At 59.6% G+C, this 16,450-nt stretch carries 20 protein-coding genes; 13 read left to right on the top strand and 7 right to left on the bottom strand.

What is annotated here, in order from left to right:
• Positions 1-3: 3 nt before the first annotated feature.
• Together JH25_RS21315 and greB are read left to right on the top strand one after the other, a co-directional pair.
• Positions 4-1,002: a hypothetical protein gene (locus JH25_RS21315; RefSeq protein ID WP_032877141.1), complete on the top strand. Its 999-nt coding sequence runs from the start codon at positions 4-6 to the stop codon at positions 1,000-1,002.
• A gap of 112 nt (positions 1,003-1,114) precedes the next feature.
• On the top strand, positions 1,115-1,594 hold the full coding sequence (greB, locus tag JH25_RS21320; RefSeq protein ID WP_005786387.1) for a transcription elongation factor GreB: 480 nt from the start codon (positions 1,115-1,117) through the stop codon (positions 1,592-1,594).
• 38 nt (positions 1,595-1,632) lie between these two features.
• Here greB and JH25_RS21325 read toward each other — a convergent pair whose 3' ends face one another.
• Both JH25_RS21325 and JH25_RS21330 read right to left on the bottom strand, forming a co-directional pair.
• The gene (locus JH25_RS21325) at positions 1,633-4,143 is read right to left on the bottom strand and encodes an ABC transporter permease (RefSeq protein ID WP_032877140.1); all 2,511 of its coding nucleotides are present in this window, start codon (positions 4,141-4,143) and stop codon (positions 1,633-1,635) included.
• Positions 4,143-4,826, bottom strand: coding sequence for an ABC transporter ATP-binding protein (locus tag JH25_RS21330; protein WP_005786391.1), 684 nt, complete (start codon positions 4,824-4,826; stop codon positions 4,143-4,145). Before JH25_RS21330 ends, JH25_RS21325 begins: the two co-directional genes overlap by 1 nt.
• Before the next feature lie 10 nt (positions 4,827-4,836).
• Here JH25_RS21330 and JH25_RS21335 point away from each other — a divergent pair, with 10 nt between their 5' ends.
• The 3 genes from JH25_RS21335 (at position 4,837) to JH25_RS21345 (ending at position 6,835) form a co-directional block, all read left to right on the top strand.
• Positions 4,837-5,442 (top strand): arylesterase, encoded by a 606-nt coding sequence (locus JH25_RS21335; protein ID WP_032877139.1) that lies wholly within the window; start codon positions 4,837-4,839, stop codon positions 5,440-5,442.
• Between the two features lie 58 nt (positions 5,443-5,500).
• Positions 5,501-5,794 carry a hypothetical protein gene (locus JH25_RS21340; protein ID WP_003189866.1) on the top strand — a complete coding sequence of 98 codons (294 nt, stop codon included), beginning with the start codon at positions 5,501-5,503 and terminating at the stop codon, positions 5,792-5,794.
• A gap of 78 nt (positions 5,795-5,872) precedes the next feature.
• Positions 5,873-6,835, top strand: a complete 963-nt coding sequence (locus tag JH25_RS21345) for a L,D-transpeptidase family protein (protein WP_032877138.1) — start codon at positions 5,873-5,875, stop codon at positions 6,833-6,835.
• A 71-nt stretch (positions 6,836-6,906) separates the two neighbouring features.
• Here the strand turns inward: JH25_RS21345 and oprI are convergent, their stop codons facing one another.
• On the bottom strand, positions 6,907-7,158 hold the full coding sequence (gene oprI / locus JH25_RS21350) for an outer membrane lipoprotei OprI (RefSeq protein WP_003172710.1): 252 nt from the start codon (positions 7,156-7,158) through the stop codon (positions 6,907-6,909).
• A 613-nt stretch (positions 7,159-7,771) separates the two neighbouring features.
• Between oprI and JH25_RS21355 the strand changes: the two genes are divergently transcribed.
• On the top strand, positions 7,772-8,053 hold the full coding sequence (locus JH25_RS21355) for a GNAT family N-acetyltransferase (protein WP_003189869.1): 282 nt from the start codon (positions 7,772-7,774) through the stop codon (positions 8,051-8,053).
• Between the two features lie 75 nt (positions 8,054-8,128).
• Here the strand turns inward: JH25_RS21355 and JH25_RS21360 are convergent, their stop codons facing one another.
• Together JH25_RS21360 and JH25_RS21365 are read right to left on the bottom strand one after the other, a co-directional pair.
• Positions 8,129-9,205, bottom strand: coding sequence for a 3-deoxy-7-phosphoheptulonate synthase (locus JH25_RS21360; RefSeq protein WP_032877137.1), 1,077 nt, complete (start codon positions 9,203-9,205; stop codon positions 8,129-8,131).
• 130 nt (positions 9,206-9,335) lie between these two features.
• On the bottom strand, positions 9,336-9,770 hold the full coding sequence (locus tag JH25_RS21365; protein ID WP_005786415.1) for a PilZ domain-containing protein: 435 nt from the start codon (positions 9,768-9,770) through the stop codon (positions 9,336-9,338).
• On the opposite strand from JH25_RS21365, the gene JH25_RS21370 reads away from it, so the two are divergent.
• The 5 genes from JH25_RS21370 (at position 9,769) to cysB (ending at position 13,674) form a co-directional block, all read left to right on the top strand.
• On the top strand, positions 9,769-10,155 hold the full coding sequence (locus tag JH25_RS21370; RefSeq protein WP_005786417.1) for a hypothetical protein: 387 nt from the start codon (positions 9,769-9,771) through the stop codon (positions 10,153-10,155). The two genes, JH25_RS21365 and JH25_RS21370, sit on opposite strands and share 2 nt — an antisense overlap.
• Positions 10,152-11,114: a putative 2-dehydropantoate 2-reductase gene (locus tag JH25_RS21375; protein WP_032877136.1), complete on the top strand. Its 963-nt coding sequence runs from the start codon at positions 10,152-10,154 to the stop codon at positions 11,112-11,114. Before JH25_RS21370 ends, JH25_RS21375 begins: the two co-directional genes overlap by 4 nt.
• Positions 11,115-11,129: 15 nt before the next feature.
• Entirely contained in the window at positions 11,130-12,047 is a 918-nt protein-coding gene (locus JH25_RS21380) for a 5'-nucleotidase (protein WP_005786420.1), read from the top strand.
• Between the two features lie 48 nt (positions 12,048-12,095).
• Positions 12,096-12,596, top strand: coding sequence for a universal stress protein (locus JH25_RS21385; RefSeq protein ID WP_032877135.1), 501 nt, complete (start codon positions 12,096-12,098; stop codon positions 12,594-12,596).
• A gap of 103 nt (positions 12,597-12,699) precedes the next feature.
• Entirely contained in the window at positions 12,700-13,674 is a 975-nt protein-coding gene (cysB, locus tag JH25_RS21390; RefSeq protein WP_005786423.1) for an HTH-type transcriptional regulator CysB, read from the top strand.
• 5 nt (positions 13,675-13,679) lie between these two features.
• Here cysB and JH25_RS21395 read toward each other — a convergent pair whose 3' ends face one another.
• On the bottom strand, positions 13,680-14,162 hold the full coding sequence (locus JH25_RS21395; RefSeq protein WP_032877134.1) for a GreA/GreB family elongation factor: 483 nt from the start codon (positions 14,160-14,162) through the stop codon (positions 13,680-13,682).
• A 5-nt stretch (positions 14,163-14,167) separates the two neighbouring features.
• On the bottom strand, positions 14,168-14,536 hold the full coding sequence (locus JH25_RS21400; RefSeq protein ID WP_005786426.1) for a hypothetical protein: 369 nt from the start codon (positions 14,534-14,536) through the stop codon (positions 14,168-14,170).
• 132 nt (positions 14,537-14,668) lie between these two features.
• On the opposite strand from JH25_RS21400, the gene earP reads away from it, so the two are divergent.
• A complete protein-coding gene (gene earP, locus JH25_RS21405; RefSeq protein ID WP_032877133.1) occupies positions 14,669-15,802 on the top strand; it encodes an elongation factor P maturation arginine rhamnosyltransferase EarP in 1,134 nt (377 codons plus the stop codon).
• Positions 15,803-15,851: 49 nt separating this feature from the next.
• Complete coding sequence (locus JH25_RS21410) at positions 15,852-16,424, top strand: elongation factor P (protein WP_003172723.1); 573 nt, start codon at positions 15,852-15,854, stop codon at positions 16,422-16,424.
• Positions 16,425-16,450: the final 26 nt, after the last annotated feature.

The following is a 16,450-nucleotide window of genomic DNA, read 5'->3' as shown; positions in this document are numbered from 1 at the left end:
GCCATGATGCTTCTACGTACTCTTGTTCTTGAGCGCAGCGATGCGCAGGCACCTGTAAACGGTGCGTTGCTCTGTGGGTTTGCTGTCGCCCAAACGGCGTCGAACTTTCTTGTGTATAGCCTCGATGAAGAAGCCGAACCTGGTCATTCCAGGGTCTACATCGCGGTTCTGCGTAAAAAGCTTGAACGCTACTTCCTGGGCGGCGTTGATTCGAAGGAGGATTTGCAGGTGGCGATGCAGGTCTTCAAGCAGGTTCTGACGCAGGCGGCTGCACCTGGCTCCAAGGCGATTCCGGCTGCCGAGCCCCAGGTTCCGTTCCATTTCATTGACCTGAAGGGGTGCAGGTTGCCGCCTGCCCGACCCGAGGATCACCACTCGGTGATCATCAAGAAAGCATTGGTGATGAAGGTGATTACCTTGGGCATGTCAGCCCCTGCGTTGCCTGCCATCGAAAGTAGTACGGTGATCGTGCCGTCGATCCGCTTCTCATCGCAAATGGTTGCACCGCCACGCAACCCAACCCCACCCAGGATTGCGCCACAGCCTGTGGTTGAAGATATCGTGGAAGAACCGGTGCCATCGTTTGTGCAGATGCCGCAGGCGCCCGCTGAGGCAGTTAAGGTGCCTTTTCAGGTTGAACAGCCTGAAGTCCCACCGTTTGAGGAGCCTGCGCCGCTGGAGCAAGAGTCTTTGCTTGAGATGGACAGCACCCTGAGCAATCTCGCCAAGGTCGCTCAGGAGCTGACGCAAAAAAAACGCGCTGTCCTCGAAAAGGAAGAGCAACTTGAGCAGTGGCAGATGCGGCTGCAAGAGCAGCAAAGCCTATTGGACGAAAAACACCGAGAGCTGGAGCAGCGTCATACTCAATTGCAGGATCAGCAATCAGAGGTCAACCAAAAGGCGGAAAAGCTGGCGATGATGATGTCGCAGCTGTCAGGAGTGCGCCAGCATCTGCACGGGACGCTCTTTGGCCTGGATCAGGTCCTGGATGGCCAGGGATAAGCCGATGGGCTCGCCGCCCAGGTTCATTTATCATCACCCCCAGCCAGCCAACGCCTGGGCATGATGCCTGGCGTATTTGGCACCATTGGACACTGCCTGGGGATGCAAGCGTTTGAGTACCAAGCTGATTACCAAAGAAGGCCATGAAGCGCTTAAAAAAGAGTTGGACTACCTGTGGCGGGAAAAGCGTCCGGACACCACGCGCAAAGTGACTTGGGCGGCCTCCCTGGGCGATCGCAGTGAAAACGCGGACTACCAGTACAACAAGAAACTGTTGCGGGAGATCGACCGGCGGGTGCGCTACCTGCGTAAACGCCTGGAAGATATGCGCGTGGTGGAATACATGCCCGAGCAGGAGGGCAAGGTGTTTTTCGGCGCATGGGTCGAAATCGAAAACGAACAGGGTGACACCAAGCGTTTTCGTATCGTGGGTTATGACGAGATTTATGACCGAATGGATTACATCTCCATCGACTCGCCCATGGCACGGGCTCTGCTGCGCAAGGAGGTGGACGATGAGGCAATCGTGCACACCCCAGGCGGCGAGGTGTGCTGGTGGATCACCAAGATTGAATATGTGAAGCAGGCATAATGGCCCGTGCTCTGAACCGAGCACGGGCCAGCCAGGTCTCAGCCTTCGCGCAATACGGTCAGCGGGCTGGCATTCAGTGCGCGACGCGTGCCGAATACCCCGGCAGCGCCGATCAGCACGGCCCCGATCACGGGTAGCAGTAGCAGCCACGGGTGGGGGTGCCACGCCAGGTCAAAGGCGTAGCGGTACAGCACCCACGTCACCAGTTCGGTGCCCAATGCCGCCAGCAGGCCACTGACGGCACCCAGCAGGCCGAACTCAATGCGTCGCGCCTTGATCAGCAATTTGCGCTCGGCACCCAGGGCTCGCAGCAAGGCTCCCTGGCGGATGCGTTCGTCCAGAGTGGCCTGCAAGCCGGAGAACAACACCGCCATGCCCGCCGCCAACACAAACAACAGCACGTACTCCACCGCCAGGGTCACTTGGGCAAGGATGCTGCGCAACTGCTCCAGCAACGCTTCGACCTGCAGGATAGTGACAGCCGGGAAGGCCCGTGCAAGATCGACGATCTGTTGGTCGTGACCGGGTGCCAGGTAGAAACTGGTCAGGTAGGTCGCGGGTAAGTCTTTCAAGGTGCCGGGCTGGAAGATCATGAAGAAGTTAGGCTGGAAATTATCCCAGTTGATGGTCCGCAGGCTGGTGACCCGTGCCTCGCGGTTTTCCCCGCCGATGGTGAACAGCAAATGGTCGTTGAGCTTGAGTTTCAGGCTCTCGGCCACCTTGGCTTCCACCGACACGCCAGGAATCTCATCGCTTGGTTGCGCCGACCACCAGGCGCCTGCCGTCAGGGCGTTACCCGGAGGTAAATCGGCAGCCCAGGTCAGGCTCAGATCGCGTTGAATCGCACGGTCGCCACTGGAGTCCTTGCTGACAATCTCTTGCACGGGTTCGCCGTTGATGCTGATCAATCGCCCCGGCACTACCGGATACAACGGTGCCGCTTGCGCCTGTACTTCCAGCAGGCGGGCGCCAAAGGTGTCCTTGTCGGCCGGCAGGATATTCAATGCGAAGTAGTTGGGCGCGTCTTTGGGCAGTTGATTTTGCCAGGTGTCGAGCAATTCGCCCCGCAACAGTGCGATCAATCCCATGGACAGCAGAATCAGGCCAAAGGCCAGGGATTGGCCTGCCGCCGCCAGCGGGTGGCGCAGCAATTGGCCCAGGCCCAGGCGCCAGGGCAAGGAGGCGCGAGCCAATAGGCGTCGCAGGCTTTGCAACATCAGCAGCAACAAGCCGCCAAGGATCAATGCCGCGACCACGCCGCCGCCCAGCAGAGCGAAGGTCAATACCAGATCCAGGCTCAGGCGCCACATGATCAGGCCCAAGGCAAACAGCGCCGCGCCGTAGACCATCCAGGTGCTTGAGGGGATGGGCAGCAAATCGCGGCGCAATACCCGCAGCGGCGGTACGCGCCCCAGTGCCGCCAGTGGTGGGAGGGCGAAGCCTGCGAGGGCGACCAGCCCGGTGCCGATCCCCGCGACGGCCGGCAGCAATCCGCCCGGCGGCACATCGGCGGGCAGCAGGTCGTGGAGGAAATAGAACAAACCAAATTGCGCCAGCCAGCCGAGCAGGGCGCCGACCAGGCTTGCCAGCAAGCCCAGTACGCTCAGTTGCAGGCTGAACAGCAACATGGCTTCACGTCGTGACAATCCCAGGCAGCGCAACAACGCGCTGGCATCGAAACGACGACTGGCGAATCGGTTGGCCGACAGTGCCACGGCTACGCCGGCCAGCAGCACGGCCACCAGGCTGGCCATGTTCAGGTAGCGCTCGGCCTTGCCCAGGGCGCCGCCGATCTGCTGGTTGCCATCGCGCGAGTCCTGCAGTCGCTGGTTGGCGGCAAGGCCAGGCTTGATCAAGTCGCGATAGGTTTGCAGCGCCGTGCTGCCTTGCGGGGCGCGCCACAGTTCGCGGTAACTCACACGGCTACCTGGCTGGACTACTCCGGTGGCGTCCAAGTCGGTCAGGTTGATCATCACCCTGGGCGTGAGGCTGTAGAAGTTGCCGGCCCGGTCGGGCTCATACGTCAGGATACGCGCCAGGCGCAGGGTCTTCATGCCGACATCGATGCTGTCGCCGACTTTCAGGTCCAGCGCGGTCAGCAGCCTTGCTTCCACCCAGGCTTCACCGGGTTTGGGGCCGCCGCCCTGCGTTTGCGTACCGAAGGGCTCGGCGCTGCTTTTCAACTCGCCGCGCAAGGGGTACTGCTCGTTGACGGCCTTGATACTGGAAAGCTGAATGCCATTGTCCGTGGCGATAACGCTGGAGAACTCCACGATGCGGGCGTGATCCAGGCCCAGTTCGGCCCCGGACCTGATTTGCTCGGGGCGGGCAGGTGAGCTGCCTTCGAGCACCAGGTCGGCGCCGAGGAACTCGGTGGCACGCAACAGCATGGCGCCGTTGAGGCGCGCGCCGAAGTAGCCGATGGCGGTGCTGGCCGCCACGGCCACCAGCAGGGCAAAGAACAGCACGCGCAGTTCACCTGCGCGGGCGTCGCGCAGTAACTGGCGCATGGCAAGGCTGAACAGGCGCAACAGCGGCAAACGTGCCATCAAGGCTCCAGGGGCGCGACCATCAGGCCGGCTTCAAGGCGGATCAGGCGTCGGCAACGGTGGGCCAGGCGCTCGTCATGGGTGACCAGTACCAGGGTCGTGCCGCTCTCTTTATTGAGCTCGAACAGCAGGTCGCTGATGCGCTCGCCGGTATGGCTGTCGAGGTTGCCGGTGGGTTCGTCGGCAAACAGCACGTCCGGTTCGGCGGCAAACGCGCGGGCAATGGCGACCCGTTGCTGCTCGCCACCGGACAGTTGGCGCGGCGAGTGGGTCAGGCGCTGGCCCAGACCCACACGTTCCAACAGATGCCGGGCACGCTCGCGGGCGTCCTTGCGGCCGTCCAGCTCCAGCGGCAGCATCACGTTTTCCAGTGCGTTGAGGCTGTCGAGCAGTTGGAAGGATTGAAAGACGAAACCCACATGTTCGGCACGGATGCGTGCACGCTGGTCTTCGTCAAGCGTGCTCAAGGCTTGCCCCGCCAGAGTGACTTCGCCGCTGCTGGGCAGGTCGAGGCCGGCCAGCAGGCCCAGCAGGGTGGATTTACCGGAACCGGAGCTGCCGACGATAGCCAGGCTATCGCCCTTGTTCAGTTCCAGGCTCAGTTCGTGCAGGATAGTCAGTTCACCTTCCGCGCTGGGAACCACTTTGCTAAGGTTTCGCGCGGTGAGAATGCTTGCGCCCATGGAGAATCCGATGCGAATGTGGTTTTTGAGTGCTGGCCTGGCCTTGATGTGCATGGCCCAGAACGCAGCGGCGGGTACAGTCCTGATCGTTGGCGATAGTATCAGTGCCGGTTTCGGCCTGGATACCCGCAAAGGGTGGGTTGCGCTGCTGGAGCAACGGCTCAAGCAGGAGGGTTTTGACGACAAAGTGGTCAACGCATCCCTCAGTGGCGACACCAGTGCGGGTGGCCTCGCACGCCTGCCTGCGGCGCTTGCAGAGCATAAGCCTGACGTAGTGGTTATCGAACTTGGGGGCAATGATGGCTTGCGCGGGCAGCCGCCGGCGCAATTGAAACAAAATCTTGCGTCGATGATTGACCAGTCCAAGGCTGGCGGTGCCAAGGTGCTGCTGCTGGGTATGCAGTTGCCACCCAATTACGGGCCTCGATACACCACCGCATTTGCACAAGTCTATGGTGAGTTGGCCAAGGAAAATGACATTCCCCTGGTGCCGTTTTTCCTTGAGGGGGTGGGCGGTCATCCAGAGCTGATGCAGGCTGATCAATTGCACCCGGCGGTCGCGGCCCAAGGCAAGTTGCTGGAAAATGTCTGGCCGGCGCTAAAACCGCTGTTATGACGCTTTTCTACCGGCAGGCTTTCGGCTAAGGTGGCGCCCCCCTGATTTGGAGCCCTCGATGTCGCGCCCTGCCTGGTCCCTGTTTAACTACCAACTGATCGAGCCGGACGAGCAGCTGGATCTGTTCGCCTGTCAGGAAGTTCGGGTTCATCTGGTGGCGCGTCAATTGGAGTTGGGCGGCTCGATCGACCGCACGCTCTGTGGCACTTTATTGCCGGCGCAGCCACGCTGGTCGTCGGTGAATCGCTCGATCTTCCAGGATCAGCGCCTGTGCCCGTTGTGCCGGGCGATTCTGGAATCGCAAAAGCGCGGCACGCCGCCGATCTGGCCGGAGCTGCGGTTCGAGCTATAAAACAGCTTGAAGCCTGGCGCTGCGAAGCCGTATACAATCAATTTTTCCCTACCCGTCGTCTTGCGAAGGATTTTCCGGATGTTGTCGCGCCTTTCCGTCGTCACCTGCTGCCTGTCTCTCGCTGCGCTTTGTGCGGCCGGTCCGGCGGCAGCCTTGCAGTTGCCCCTGCCGCCGCCAGGCGAGGACATTGTCGGTCAGGTCCAGGTCATCAAGGCCAAGTACGAAGATACCTTTGCCGACCTGGGCACCACCTACGACTTGGGTTACTCGGAAATGGTCGCGGCCAACCCCGGCGTCGATGCCTGGCTGCCGGGCGCGGGCACCGATATTGTGCTGCCGACACGTTTTATCCTGCCGCCGGGGCCACGGGAAGGCATTGTGATCAATTTGGCCGAGTACCGGCTCTACTACTATCCAAAGGGCCAGGACGTCGTCTACACCTTCCCGCTGGGCATTGGCCGTGAAGGCTGGGGCTCGCCGATCGCCCACACCAGTATCATCGCCAAAACGCCGAACCCGACCTGGACGCCACCGGCCTCGATCAAGGCCGAGCACGCCGCCAACGGTGACCCGCTGCCCAACGTGGTGCCTGCCGGTCCGGATAACCCGCTGGGGCCGTTCAAGTTCACGCTGGGCACGCCGGGTTACCTGATCCATGGCTCCAACATGAAATTTGGTATCGGCACGCGTACCAGCCACGGCTGTTTCCGCATGTTCAATAACAACGTACTGGAAATGGCCGGCATGGTGCCGGTGGGCACCTCGGTGCGCATTATCAACGATGCCTACAAGTTCGGCAGCAGTGGTGGCAAGGTCTACCTTGAAGCTCATACCCCGTTGAACGATGACGGCACGCCTTCGGTGGTCGACAAGCACACGGCGGTCATCAACGCGTTGCTCAAGCGTGAAGACCTGTCCAACAACCTGCGCGTGAACTGGGACCAGGTGCGTGATGTGGTCGCGGCCGAGGATGGTTTGCCGACCGAGATTGGCGTGCCGGGCGCGGCGCCGGTGGCCTCCAGCACGCCGGCCGACCTGTAGGCGCGTCAAGCGCGAGGCAAAAAAAAGCCGACCCATAAATGGATCGGCTTGATAACAACCCCGAAGGATTATTACTTGCGGCTTGCTTTCTCAAGCATGCGCAGAGCGCGCTCGTTAGCTTCGTCAGCAGTCTGTTGTGCTTTTTGAGCAGCAGCCAGAGCTTCATCAGCTTTACGGTAGGCTTCGTCTGCACGAGCCTGGGAGCGAGCTGCTGCGTCTTCAGTTGCAGTCAGACGAGCTTCGGTTTCTTTGGAGACGCTGCTGCAACCGGTAGCCAGAACTGCGGCCAGAGCCAGAGCAGAGAATTTCAGAACGTTGTTCATCGTGTTCCCCTTCAAGGACTTTCAATTAGATGGCTACTTGCTCAGAGTGAGCTAATAGCCGGCGTACATACTACCCATTACTTGTAGTAAGTAAACTGACGTTGCGCAAGAAGCAAAAAAAATTCCTGTGCCGAATCTATTTTGGCTAACCTTTTGAAGGTTTGTATGAAAACTGTCCAATTTTTTTCATCTCGATCGACATTGGATCCAGGCTGAAAGGGCCGGCCCGCATGTGTTAAGCCTTGTAAACAGATGAAAATTTATATATCGAAGCGGGCACTTTCGTTGCCATCGGCTTTACTCCGGCTGGCATCTTTTGCGCATCTAGAGGTGACTTTAAGAGCGGCAGTTCGTCTCAAGCTTCAACTGCCGGCAATGTTCAGGCTATCGGTCAACGGTTGATCGAGGCCCTTTCTATATATCCAGCCGGGGCAGGGAATGATGAGTGCGCCTTGAGCAATTGCAGGATTGGTGCCTACTATTCCCTACGTGCTGGCTGTGAGCGCTCAGGGTTTTCTCGTTGTCGAAACCGGCACGGGGTGGCGTAGATGTTCCTTCGCCGGAAAAACATCGGTAAGGTAGGGTCAATATTCAAGACCCGCGAGGAGTAGTGATGAGCGAGGCGTTGTCCATCCACCATGACCAGGCTGGTCATCAGTTCGAGACCAATGTGGACGGTCATCGTGCCTATCTGACCTATATGGACCTCGGGAAGCAGACGCTGGATATCTATCGCACGTTCGTGCCCAACGCGCTGCGCGGACGAGGCATTGCCGCCGCGTTGACAGAAGAAGCCTTGAAGTTTGCCGAAGAGGCCGGCTACACGGTGATCCCGTCGTGCTCGTATGTCGAACGCTACATGGAGCGCCACCAGCGCCATGCCGCAAAGCTGTAACTGACCAGTTGCCAATAAAAACGCCGGGCTTAGCCCGGCGTTTTTGTGTGCGTCTGATCCAGAAAAATGCGTGGTTCAGCTGCGTTTGCGCTTGGGCAACACGTCCTTGAGCTTGGCGTGCATGCTGCGCAGGGTGTTTTCGGTAGCCGCCCAGTCGATGCAGGCATCGGTAATCGACACGCCGTACTGCAAATCGGCCAGATCCTTTGGAATTGCCTGGCAACCCCAGTTCAAATGGCTTTCGACCATCAAGCCGATGATCGACTGGTTGCCTTCCAGGATCTGGTTGGCGACGTTTTCCATCACCAGTGGCTGCAAGGCCGGGTCCTTGTTGGAGTTGGCGTGGCTGCAGTCAACCATGATGTTTGGCTTGATCTTGGCTTTGTTCAGCGCCTGTTCGCACAGTGCGACACTGACCGAATCGTAGTTGGGCTTGCCGTTGCCACCGCGCAGCACTACGTGACCGTAGGCGTTGCCCTTGGTGGTGACGATGGAGACGCCACCTTCCTGGTTGATACCCAGGAAACGGTGAGGGCTGGAGACCGATTGCAAGGCATTGATCGCCACGGTCAGACCGCCGTCGGTACCATTCTTGAAGCCTACGGCCGAAGACAGGCCGGACGCCATTTCGCGGTGGGTCTGGGATTCGGTGGTGCGTGCGCCAATGGCCGACCAGCTGATCAGGTCCTGCAGATACTGCGGGGAGATCGGGTCCAGCGCTTCGGTGGCAGTGGGCAGGCCCATTTCAGCCAGGTCCAGCAACAGTTTGCGCCCGATGTGCAAGCCGTCCTGGATCTTGAACGAGTCGTCCAGGTACGGGTCGTTGATCAAGCCTTTCCAGCCGACGGTGGTACGCGGTTTCTCGAAATAGACGCGCATCACCAGATACAGGGTGTCGGACACTTCCGCAGCCAGGACCTTGAGACGCTCGGCGTATTCGTGGGCAGCCTTGAGGTCGTGGATCGAGCAAGGCCCGATCACCACGAAAAGACGGTGGTCGGTGCCATCGAGAATGTCACGGATGACTTCGCGACCCTTGGTGACGGTCTGCAGGGCAGCGTCGCTCAGGGGGATTTCGCGCTTGAGCTGATCGGGTGTGATCAGGGTCTCGTTGGATTCGACGTTAAGGTCATTGATCGGTAAATCAGCCATCGTGTTACTCGCCAGGGTCACGGGTGCCGGCCGCCAGCCATCCCCGTGCGGCGGGCACAGCATGATTTGAATACAGGGGGGAGGAACCTTAGCGCGTAACACGGGCCCGCGACAATGGGCAAAGCCCGGTTTAATCCAGCGCCGATTGCACAACGGCCTCATGGGAGAACTCGGCGGCGTGGCGCGACACCCAGTCACGGGCCATGGCTTCCAGTTGCGCAGGTGTTGGCTCGGTGTTTTCGTGCAGGCGGCAGTAACGTTCGATCTGGCACACTTGCTCGCCCATTCGCGCACCGAACAAGGCGTGCTCATCGGTAAAGCAAATACCGACGCGATAAGCGTTTTCGCCTTTGCGGCACCAGGCTACATAGCCCGGATAACGGGCGCTGGGCCCCAGGGAGGGGATATGCAGGTCGACCGCCGTGCCTGGGCGCCAGGCTCGCGGCCAATTGCAGGCGACGCCGCCGCGGCCGATAGTGTGCAGGCGTTGACGGGGCAGGGCAGGAGAGGGACGTTGGATCAACTCGACAGCGACATCATCAGGGTGAGGTAAAAAACGACCCATGTACACGGACTCCGAGCGCCGTCCGGTTGACGGCAGTGGCAGCAGTATAGTGAAGGAACTGGAATTGACCGACCTGGATATTGACCAGCAATTGCTGGGATTGCCAGGTATTTCGCTGGTAGTGTTTACCAGTGTCGGCTGCTCCAGTTGCCGTTGGGCACGCCAGCAACTGCCGAGCTGGCCGCTGCCGGTGGACCGCGTGTGCTGGGTTGATGCCGGGCACAATGGCGGTGCAGTCGAACGCTACCAGATCTTTCATTTGCCGGCGTTGTTCCTGGTGTGCGAGGGTCAGTTCCTCGGGCAATTACAGACACGGCTTACGGCATCCGACCTCGCCAAATGTGTAAACCAGGCGCTCACACGCACACCAGAGGATTTGCCATGACAGCCCTTTCATCCCCGTCGCCACGCATTGGCATTATTGGCACGGGTGCCATTGGTGGTTACTACGGCTTGATGCTGGCGCGTGCTGGCTTCGATGTGCATTTCCTGTTGCGCAGCGAATATGCAGCGGTCAGTCAACAGGGCCTGCACGTCAACAGCACGGTGCATGGCCCGTTGCACCTGCATCCGGTTCAGGCCTATGCCTGCGCCGCCGACATGCCTTCATGCGACTGGCTGTTGGTGGGCACCAAATCCACCGGCAACGTGGACCTGGCGCCTACTATCGCCCAGGTCGCGGCGCCGGATGCCAAGGTGGTGCTGCTGCAAAACGGCCTCGATGTGGAGGACAGTCTGCGTGAACATTTGCCAGCGTCGCTGCACCTGCTCGGCGGGCTGTGCTACATCGGCGTGTACCGGTCCGCTCCGGGTGTGGTCGAGCATCAGGCACTGGGCCGGGTCAACCTGGGGTATCACAGCGGTACGGCTGCCAACGATGAGGCGCAGCAAAAGGCAATTGTCGAAGAAGGCGCGGGGCTGTTTCACCGGGCCGGCATCGAGTCCCAGGCCATGGCCAACGTGCATCAGGCGCGCTGGCATAAACTGGTGTGGAACGTGCCGTATAACGGCCTGTCTGTGTTGCTGGGCACGGGAACCAAGGCCATGATGGCGGATGAGTCCAGCCGCGAATTGATCCAGGCCTTGATGGCCGAAGTGGTGCAAGGCGCCCGTGCCTGCGGCCATGAAATTCCCGCCAGCTACGCCGGGCAGATGTTTGCCATGACCGAAACCATGGACGATTACTTGCCCAGCATGTATCACGATCACGTGCATAAGCGCCCATTGGAATTGGCGGCGATCTACGCCCGGCCCCTGGCCGCTGCGAGGGCGGCCGGTTGCGAGCTGCCGCGTATGCAGGCGCTGTTCCAGGCCTTGAGTTTTATTGATCGGCACAATCGCTGATTGGGGGGAGACACCATGGCAAAGGGGTTAGGTGACAAGCTGGTGCTGGCGATTTCCTCGCGGGCGCTGTTCGACCTCAGTGACAGTCACAAGGTCTACCTGGCTGAAGGTGTTGAGGCTTACCGCAAATACCAGATCGAACACGAGGAAGAAACCCTCGAGCCCGGCGATGCCTTCCCGCTGGTCAAAAAACTGCTGAGCCTGAATGCCAGCTTGGGCCGTGCGCGGGTTGAGGTGGTACTGGTGTCGCGCAACAGTGCCGATACCGGGTTGCGGGTGTTCAACTCGATCCAGCATTACGGCCTGGACATTTCGCGCGCCGCTTTCGTCGGCGGGCGTAGTCCTTATCCTTATTTGGCGGCCTTCGGTTGTCATCTGTTTCTCTCCACCCATGCTGAAGATGTGCGCAGCGCCCTGGATGCCGGTTTTGCCGCGGCGACGATTCTGTCGGGCGGTGCGCGTCGGGCTTCGAGCGAAGAACTGCGCATCGCATTCGACGGCGACGCAGTGTTGTTCTCCGACGAGTCCGAGCGTGTCTACCAGGCTGGCGGGCTGGAAGCCTTTCAGGCCAGTGAGCGGGAGTCGGCGCGCCAGCCGTTGCACGGCGGCCCGTTCAAAGGCTTCCTGGCGGCGCTCAACCTGTTGCAGCGCGAGTTTGCCGATGACGCCTGCCCGATCCGCACGGCGCTGGTCACTGCACGTTCGGCGCCGTCCCATGAGCGTGTAATTCGTACGCTGCGTGAGTGGGATATCCGCCTGGACGAGTCGCTGTTTCTCGGGGGGCTGGAAAAATCCGCCTTCCTGGAGGCCTTTGCGGCCGATGTATTTTTTGATGACCAGGCCGGGCATTGCGAGAAAGCCAGGGAGGTGGTGGCCACCGGGCATGTGCCCCATGGCATCAGTAACGAGTTGAGAATCCAGACCGAGAGCTAGCTGCTAAGCTCATTCAATCTCCGCCATCCTGGCAGTCCAGGAGGTTCTATGATTCGTTCGATGTTGTATGCCACGGACCTGGGTTTGTATGCGCCGTACGTGATGCAACATGCGCTGGCGCTGGCGCGAACGTTCAAGGCTGACCTGTATGTGATCCATGTGGTCGAGCCCATCGGGTTGTTCGCCGAATCAGTATTACAGAGCTACCTTGATGAGAAGGCGCTGAGCGAGTGGCAGAGCCAGGGGGTGAGCACGGTCATGGCGACCATCGAACAGCGCGTATTGGACGGCTTTCGCGATGAGTTGGGAGAAGGGGAGCAGGACCTGCAATTGATTCGTTCGGTCAGGGTGATCCAAGGGGATACCTGCGAGGTGATTCTCGACCAACTGCGAAAACTTTCCGTCGACTTGCTGATCGTAGGGAGTCATAGCCAGGCAACCGGCGTGGCCGTGCCCTTGGGGCGCACCGCTGCTCGCGTGTTGCAGCTGTCTCCGGTGCCGGTTTATCTGGTGCCGTCGCTGCAGCGTAGACGCAGCGAAGATAGCTGATCGGTAAAAACGATAAAAAGTTCTAGATTTATCTGTCTAACCTTTAATATAGTTATATATCGTCGCTGATACCCGTGGCGTCTATCTGCTTTGAGGGATTGATATGAAGCTTCAACAACTGCGCTACATCTGGGAAGTGGCGCACCACGACCTCAACGTTTCCGCTACCGCTCAAAGCCTTTACACCTCGCAACCCGGTATCAGCAAGCAGATCCGCCTGCTCGAAGACGAGTTGGGCGTCGAAGTGTTCGCTCGCAGTGGCAAGCACCTGACCCGCGTCACCCCGGCTGGCGAGCGGATCATCACCACCGCTGGCGAGATCTTGCGTAAAGTCGAGAGCATCAAGCAGATCGCCCAGGAATTCTCCAACGAAAAGAAGGGCACCCTGTCGATCGCCACCACCCACACCCAGGCGCGTTATGCATTGCCGCCGGTGATTCGCGATTTCATCAAGCAATACCCAGACGTAGCCCTGCACATGCACCAGGGCTCACCGATGCAGATCGCCGAGATGGCCGCTGATGGCACCGTCGATTTTGCCATCGCCACCGAGGCCCTGGAGCTGTTCGGCGACCTGGTGATGATGCCGTGCTACCGCTGGAACCGCTGCGTGGTCGTGCCCCAGGGGCACCCCTTGGCCAAGCTGCCGAAGCTGACGCTGGAAGCCCTGGCCGAATACCCGATTGTGACTTATGTATTTGGGTTTACCGGTCGTTCGAAGCTCGACGAAGCGTTCAGTCATCGTGGTCTGACGCCAAAAGTGGTGTTCACCGCGGCGGATGCCGACGTGATCAAAACTTATGTTCGCCTGGGCCTGGGCGTCGGGATCGTCGCCAAGATGGCGGTCGACACCAACCTCGACAAAGACCTGGTGGTGCTGGATGCCAGCGAATTGTTCGAGTCGAGCGTGACCAAGATCGGCTTCCGTCGCGGCACCTTCCTGCGGGGGTTCATGTGCGATTTCATCGAGAAATTCGCACCGCACCTGACCCGCGAAGTCATGGCCAAGGCGATCCAGTGCCACAACAAGCAAGAGCTGGAAGATTTGTTCGACGGCGTTGAATTGCCCGTCCACTGAGTGATTTATCGGGCCTCGGTAACCATAAAGTGTTGCCGGGCGCCTGCCACCAGAATCTCTACCTCATCGCCTTCAAACTTGCCGAGCAGGCTTTTGCCCAGGGGCGAGCGCGGGGTGATGACGGTCACCGGTTGCCCGACCACATCGACTTTCAACCCTGCCGCATCCGGCGCCAAAAATAGCCATTGCTGGCGACCGTTCTCGTCTTCCAGGCCCAACAGCGCCCCGACTTCTATCCCGCGTTGTTCATCGTACCCTCGCAACTGAAGGTTCTGGCACAGCGTCAGCGATTGCTTGATCTCCTCGACCCGCTTGGCCTGCCCGGCCGCCAGGTATGACGCCTCCAACCCCAGGGTGTCGTATTTGTTCTCGGCGATGTTTTCTTCGTGGGTCGCGGTTTTGTAGGCAGTCTGCGCGGCGCGTTGGGCAATATCGAGGTCGGCGGTGAGTTTTTCCAGGATCAACTGGAGGACGGCGTGTTTATTCATGGTCTTCAATCGCAAAATTGCAGGACATTGGCCCGAGTCTTTTCACTGGGGGCGTTCTGGTCCTGTTGCAGCCAGAACTGGCATTTGGGGTTGGACAGGTTGCGCGCATTACTGCGGGCCTGGTCCAGGGCCTGTTGTTGTTCCTGCTTTTGCAGGTTTTGTTGATACTGTTCGAACATGCGGTTCGGTGGCTGCGGCACAACTGCGGCCGGCTCGCCCAACTGCTGAACCGCCTGGGCCACGGGTGCCAGGCTTTGGGGAAACAGATAGCGAGTTGCCAGCCAGGCGGTCAGCGCAATGGCGATAAACCCCAGCCACACGCCTGCAGCAATGGCGATGCACAGCTTGAACAGTGACAGCTGACGGTCGGACATGATGGCCTCCTTGCAGACATTGACGGCGTGGTGCCGATTGTCGCACAGCCGCCGTGCAGAATAATCGCGATCAAGCCTTCTGCATCAGCGCATTTATGCGGACAATCGAGCCTTTGGACGATGGAGCCCGGAATGAAAGCCCGCTGGGATATTTTTTGCAGCGTCGTCGACAACTACGGCGACATCGGCGTGACCTGGCGCCTGGCCCGACAGTTGGTGGCGGAGCATGGTTGTGAGGTGCGCTTGTGGGTCGATGACCTGCGGGCGTTCGAGCGCATGTGCCCGCACATTGATGTGCAGATGGACCAGCAATGGCAAGAGGGCGTAGAGGTGCGGCACTGGCCGGCCGAGTGGCCGGGCGCGCAGTCGGCCGATGTGGTGATTGCTGCATTCGCCTGCCAGCTGCCGCCGCACTACATGGAGCGCATGGCCGAGCGTGAGCGCCCGCCGTTGTGGATGAACCTGGATTACCTCAGCGCAGAAGACTGGGTGGTGGGTTGTCATCGCCTGCCTTCGGTGAAGTTCAAGGGGGTGCAGAAGTACTTTTTCTTCCCCGGCTTTCGTCCTGGTACCGGTGGTTTGCTGCGTGAAGCCGGGTTGGTGGAGCGACGCCAGGCTTTTCAGCAGGATGACGTTGCGCAACGACAATTCCTGCAGAGCCTGGGCGTGTCTCCTGTGGGCGGGGCACGATTGATCTCATTGTTTGCCTATGAGAATCCTGGGCTGGCCGGTTGGCTGGACGTGCTCGCCAAGGATGGGCGTGCCACTCACTTGCTGGTGCCGGAAGGGCGAATTCTGGGGGATGTGCAACGCTGGTTGGGCGTGACCAGCCTGTCGTCGGGAGACATCCAGGTACGCGGGGCGCTGACGGTGCAGGTCATTGCATTCATGCGCCAGGAGCAATATGACCATTTGCTGTGGTGTTGCGAGTTCAACGCCGTGCGCGGTGAGGATTCCTTCGTGCGCGCCCAATGGGCGGGGAGGCCGTTGCTGTGGCATATCTACCGCCAGGATGAAGACATCCACCTGGACAAACTGGATGCCTTCCTTGAGTTGTACACCGCTGCACTCTCGCCTGCCGCCAAAGCGGCTGTCTTTGCGCTTTGGCAAGCCTGGAACGCTGATGGCGACATGGCACAGTCCTGGAAAATGCTGCTGGAACACTGGCCCGAGGTGAATGAGCACGCGCAGAACTGGTGTCTGGAACAAGGCTTGCAGGCCGATCTTGCGACGGCGCTGGTACAGTTTTATGAAAGTTGGATATGATACGCCACCTTGATTTTTGTAAATCCCATCCAAATTTCGGATATATGCAATGAAAACTGGTAAAGAACTGAAACCCGGTACAGTGATCCGTCTCGAAAACGACCCTTGGCTGGTTCAGAAAGCTGAGTTCACCAAGTCTGGTCGTAACAGCGCAATCATGAAGACCAAGCTGAAGAACCTGCTGACCGGTTACAAGACCGAGATCGTCTACAGCGCTGACGACAAACTGGACGACGTGATCCTCGACCGCAAGGAAGCGACCCTGTCCTTCATCAGCGGCGACACCTACACGTTCATGGACACCACCGACTACACCATGTACGAGCTGAACGCTGAAGATATCGAAGCCGTTCTGCCGTTCATCGAAGAAGGCATGGAAGACGTCTGCGAAGCGATTTTCTTCGAAGAGCGCCTGGTGTCCGTAGAGCTGCCGACTACCATCGTGCGTAAGGTTGCCTACACCGAAGGTTCCGCTCGCGGCGACACTTCGGGCAAGGTGATGAAGCCTGCCAAGCTGAGCAACGGTACCGAACTGCAAGTGGCCGATTTCATCGAAATCGACGACCTGATCGAGATCGACACCCGCGAAGGTGGTTCGTACAAAGGTCGCGCCAAGAAGTAATTCTGGCCCCGGCGGTACGCAAAAAG

Source organism: Pseudomonas sp. BRG-100 (assembly GCF_000737955.1).
GTDB classification, from domain to species: Bacteria; Pseudomonadota; Gammaproteobacteria; order Pseudomonadales; family Pseudomonadaceae; genus Aquipseudomonas; species Aquipseudomonas synxantha_A.
This window is presented reverse-complemented; position numbering and strand designations above follow the sequence as displayed.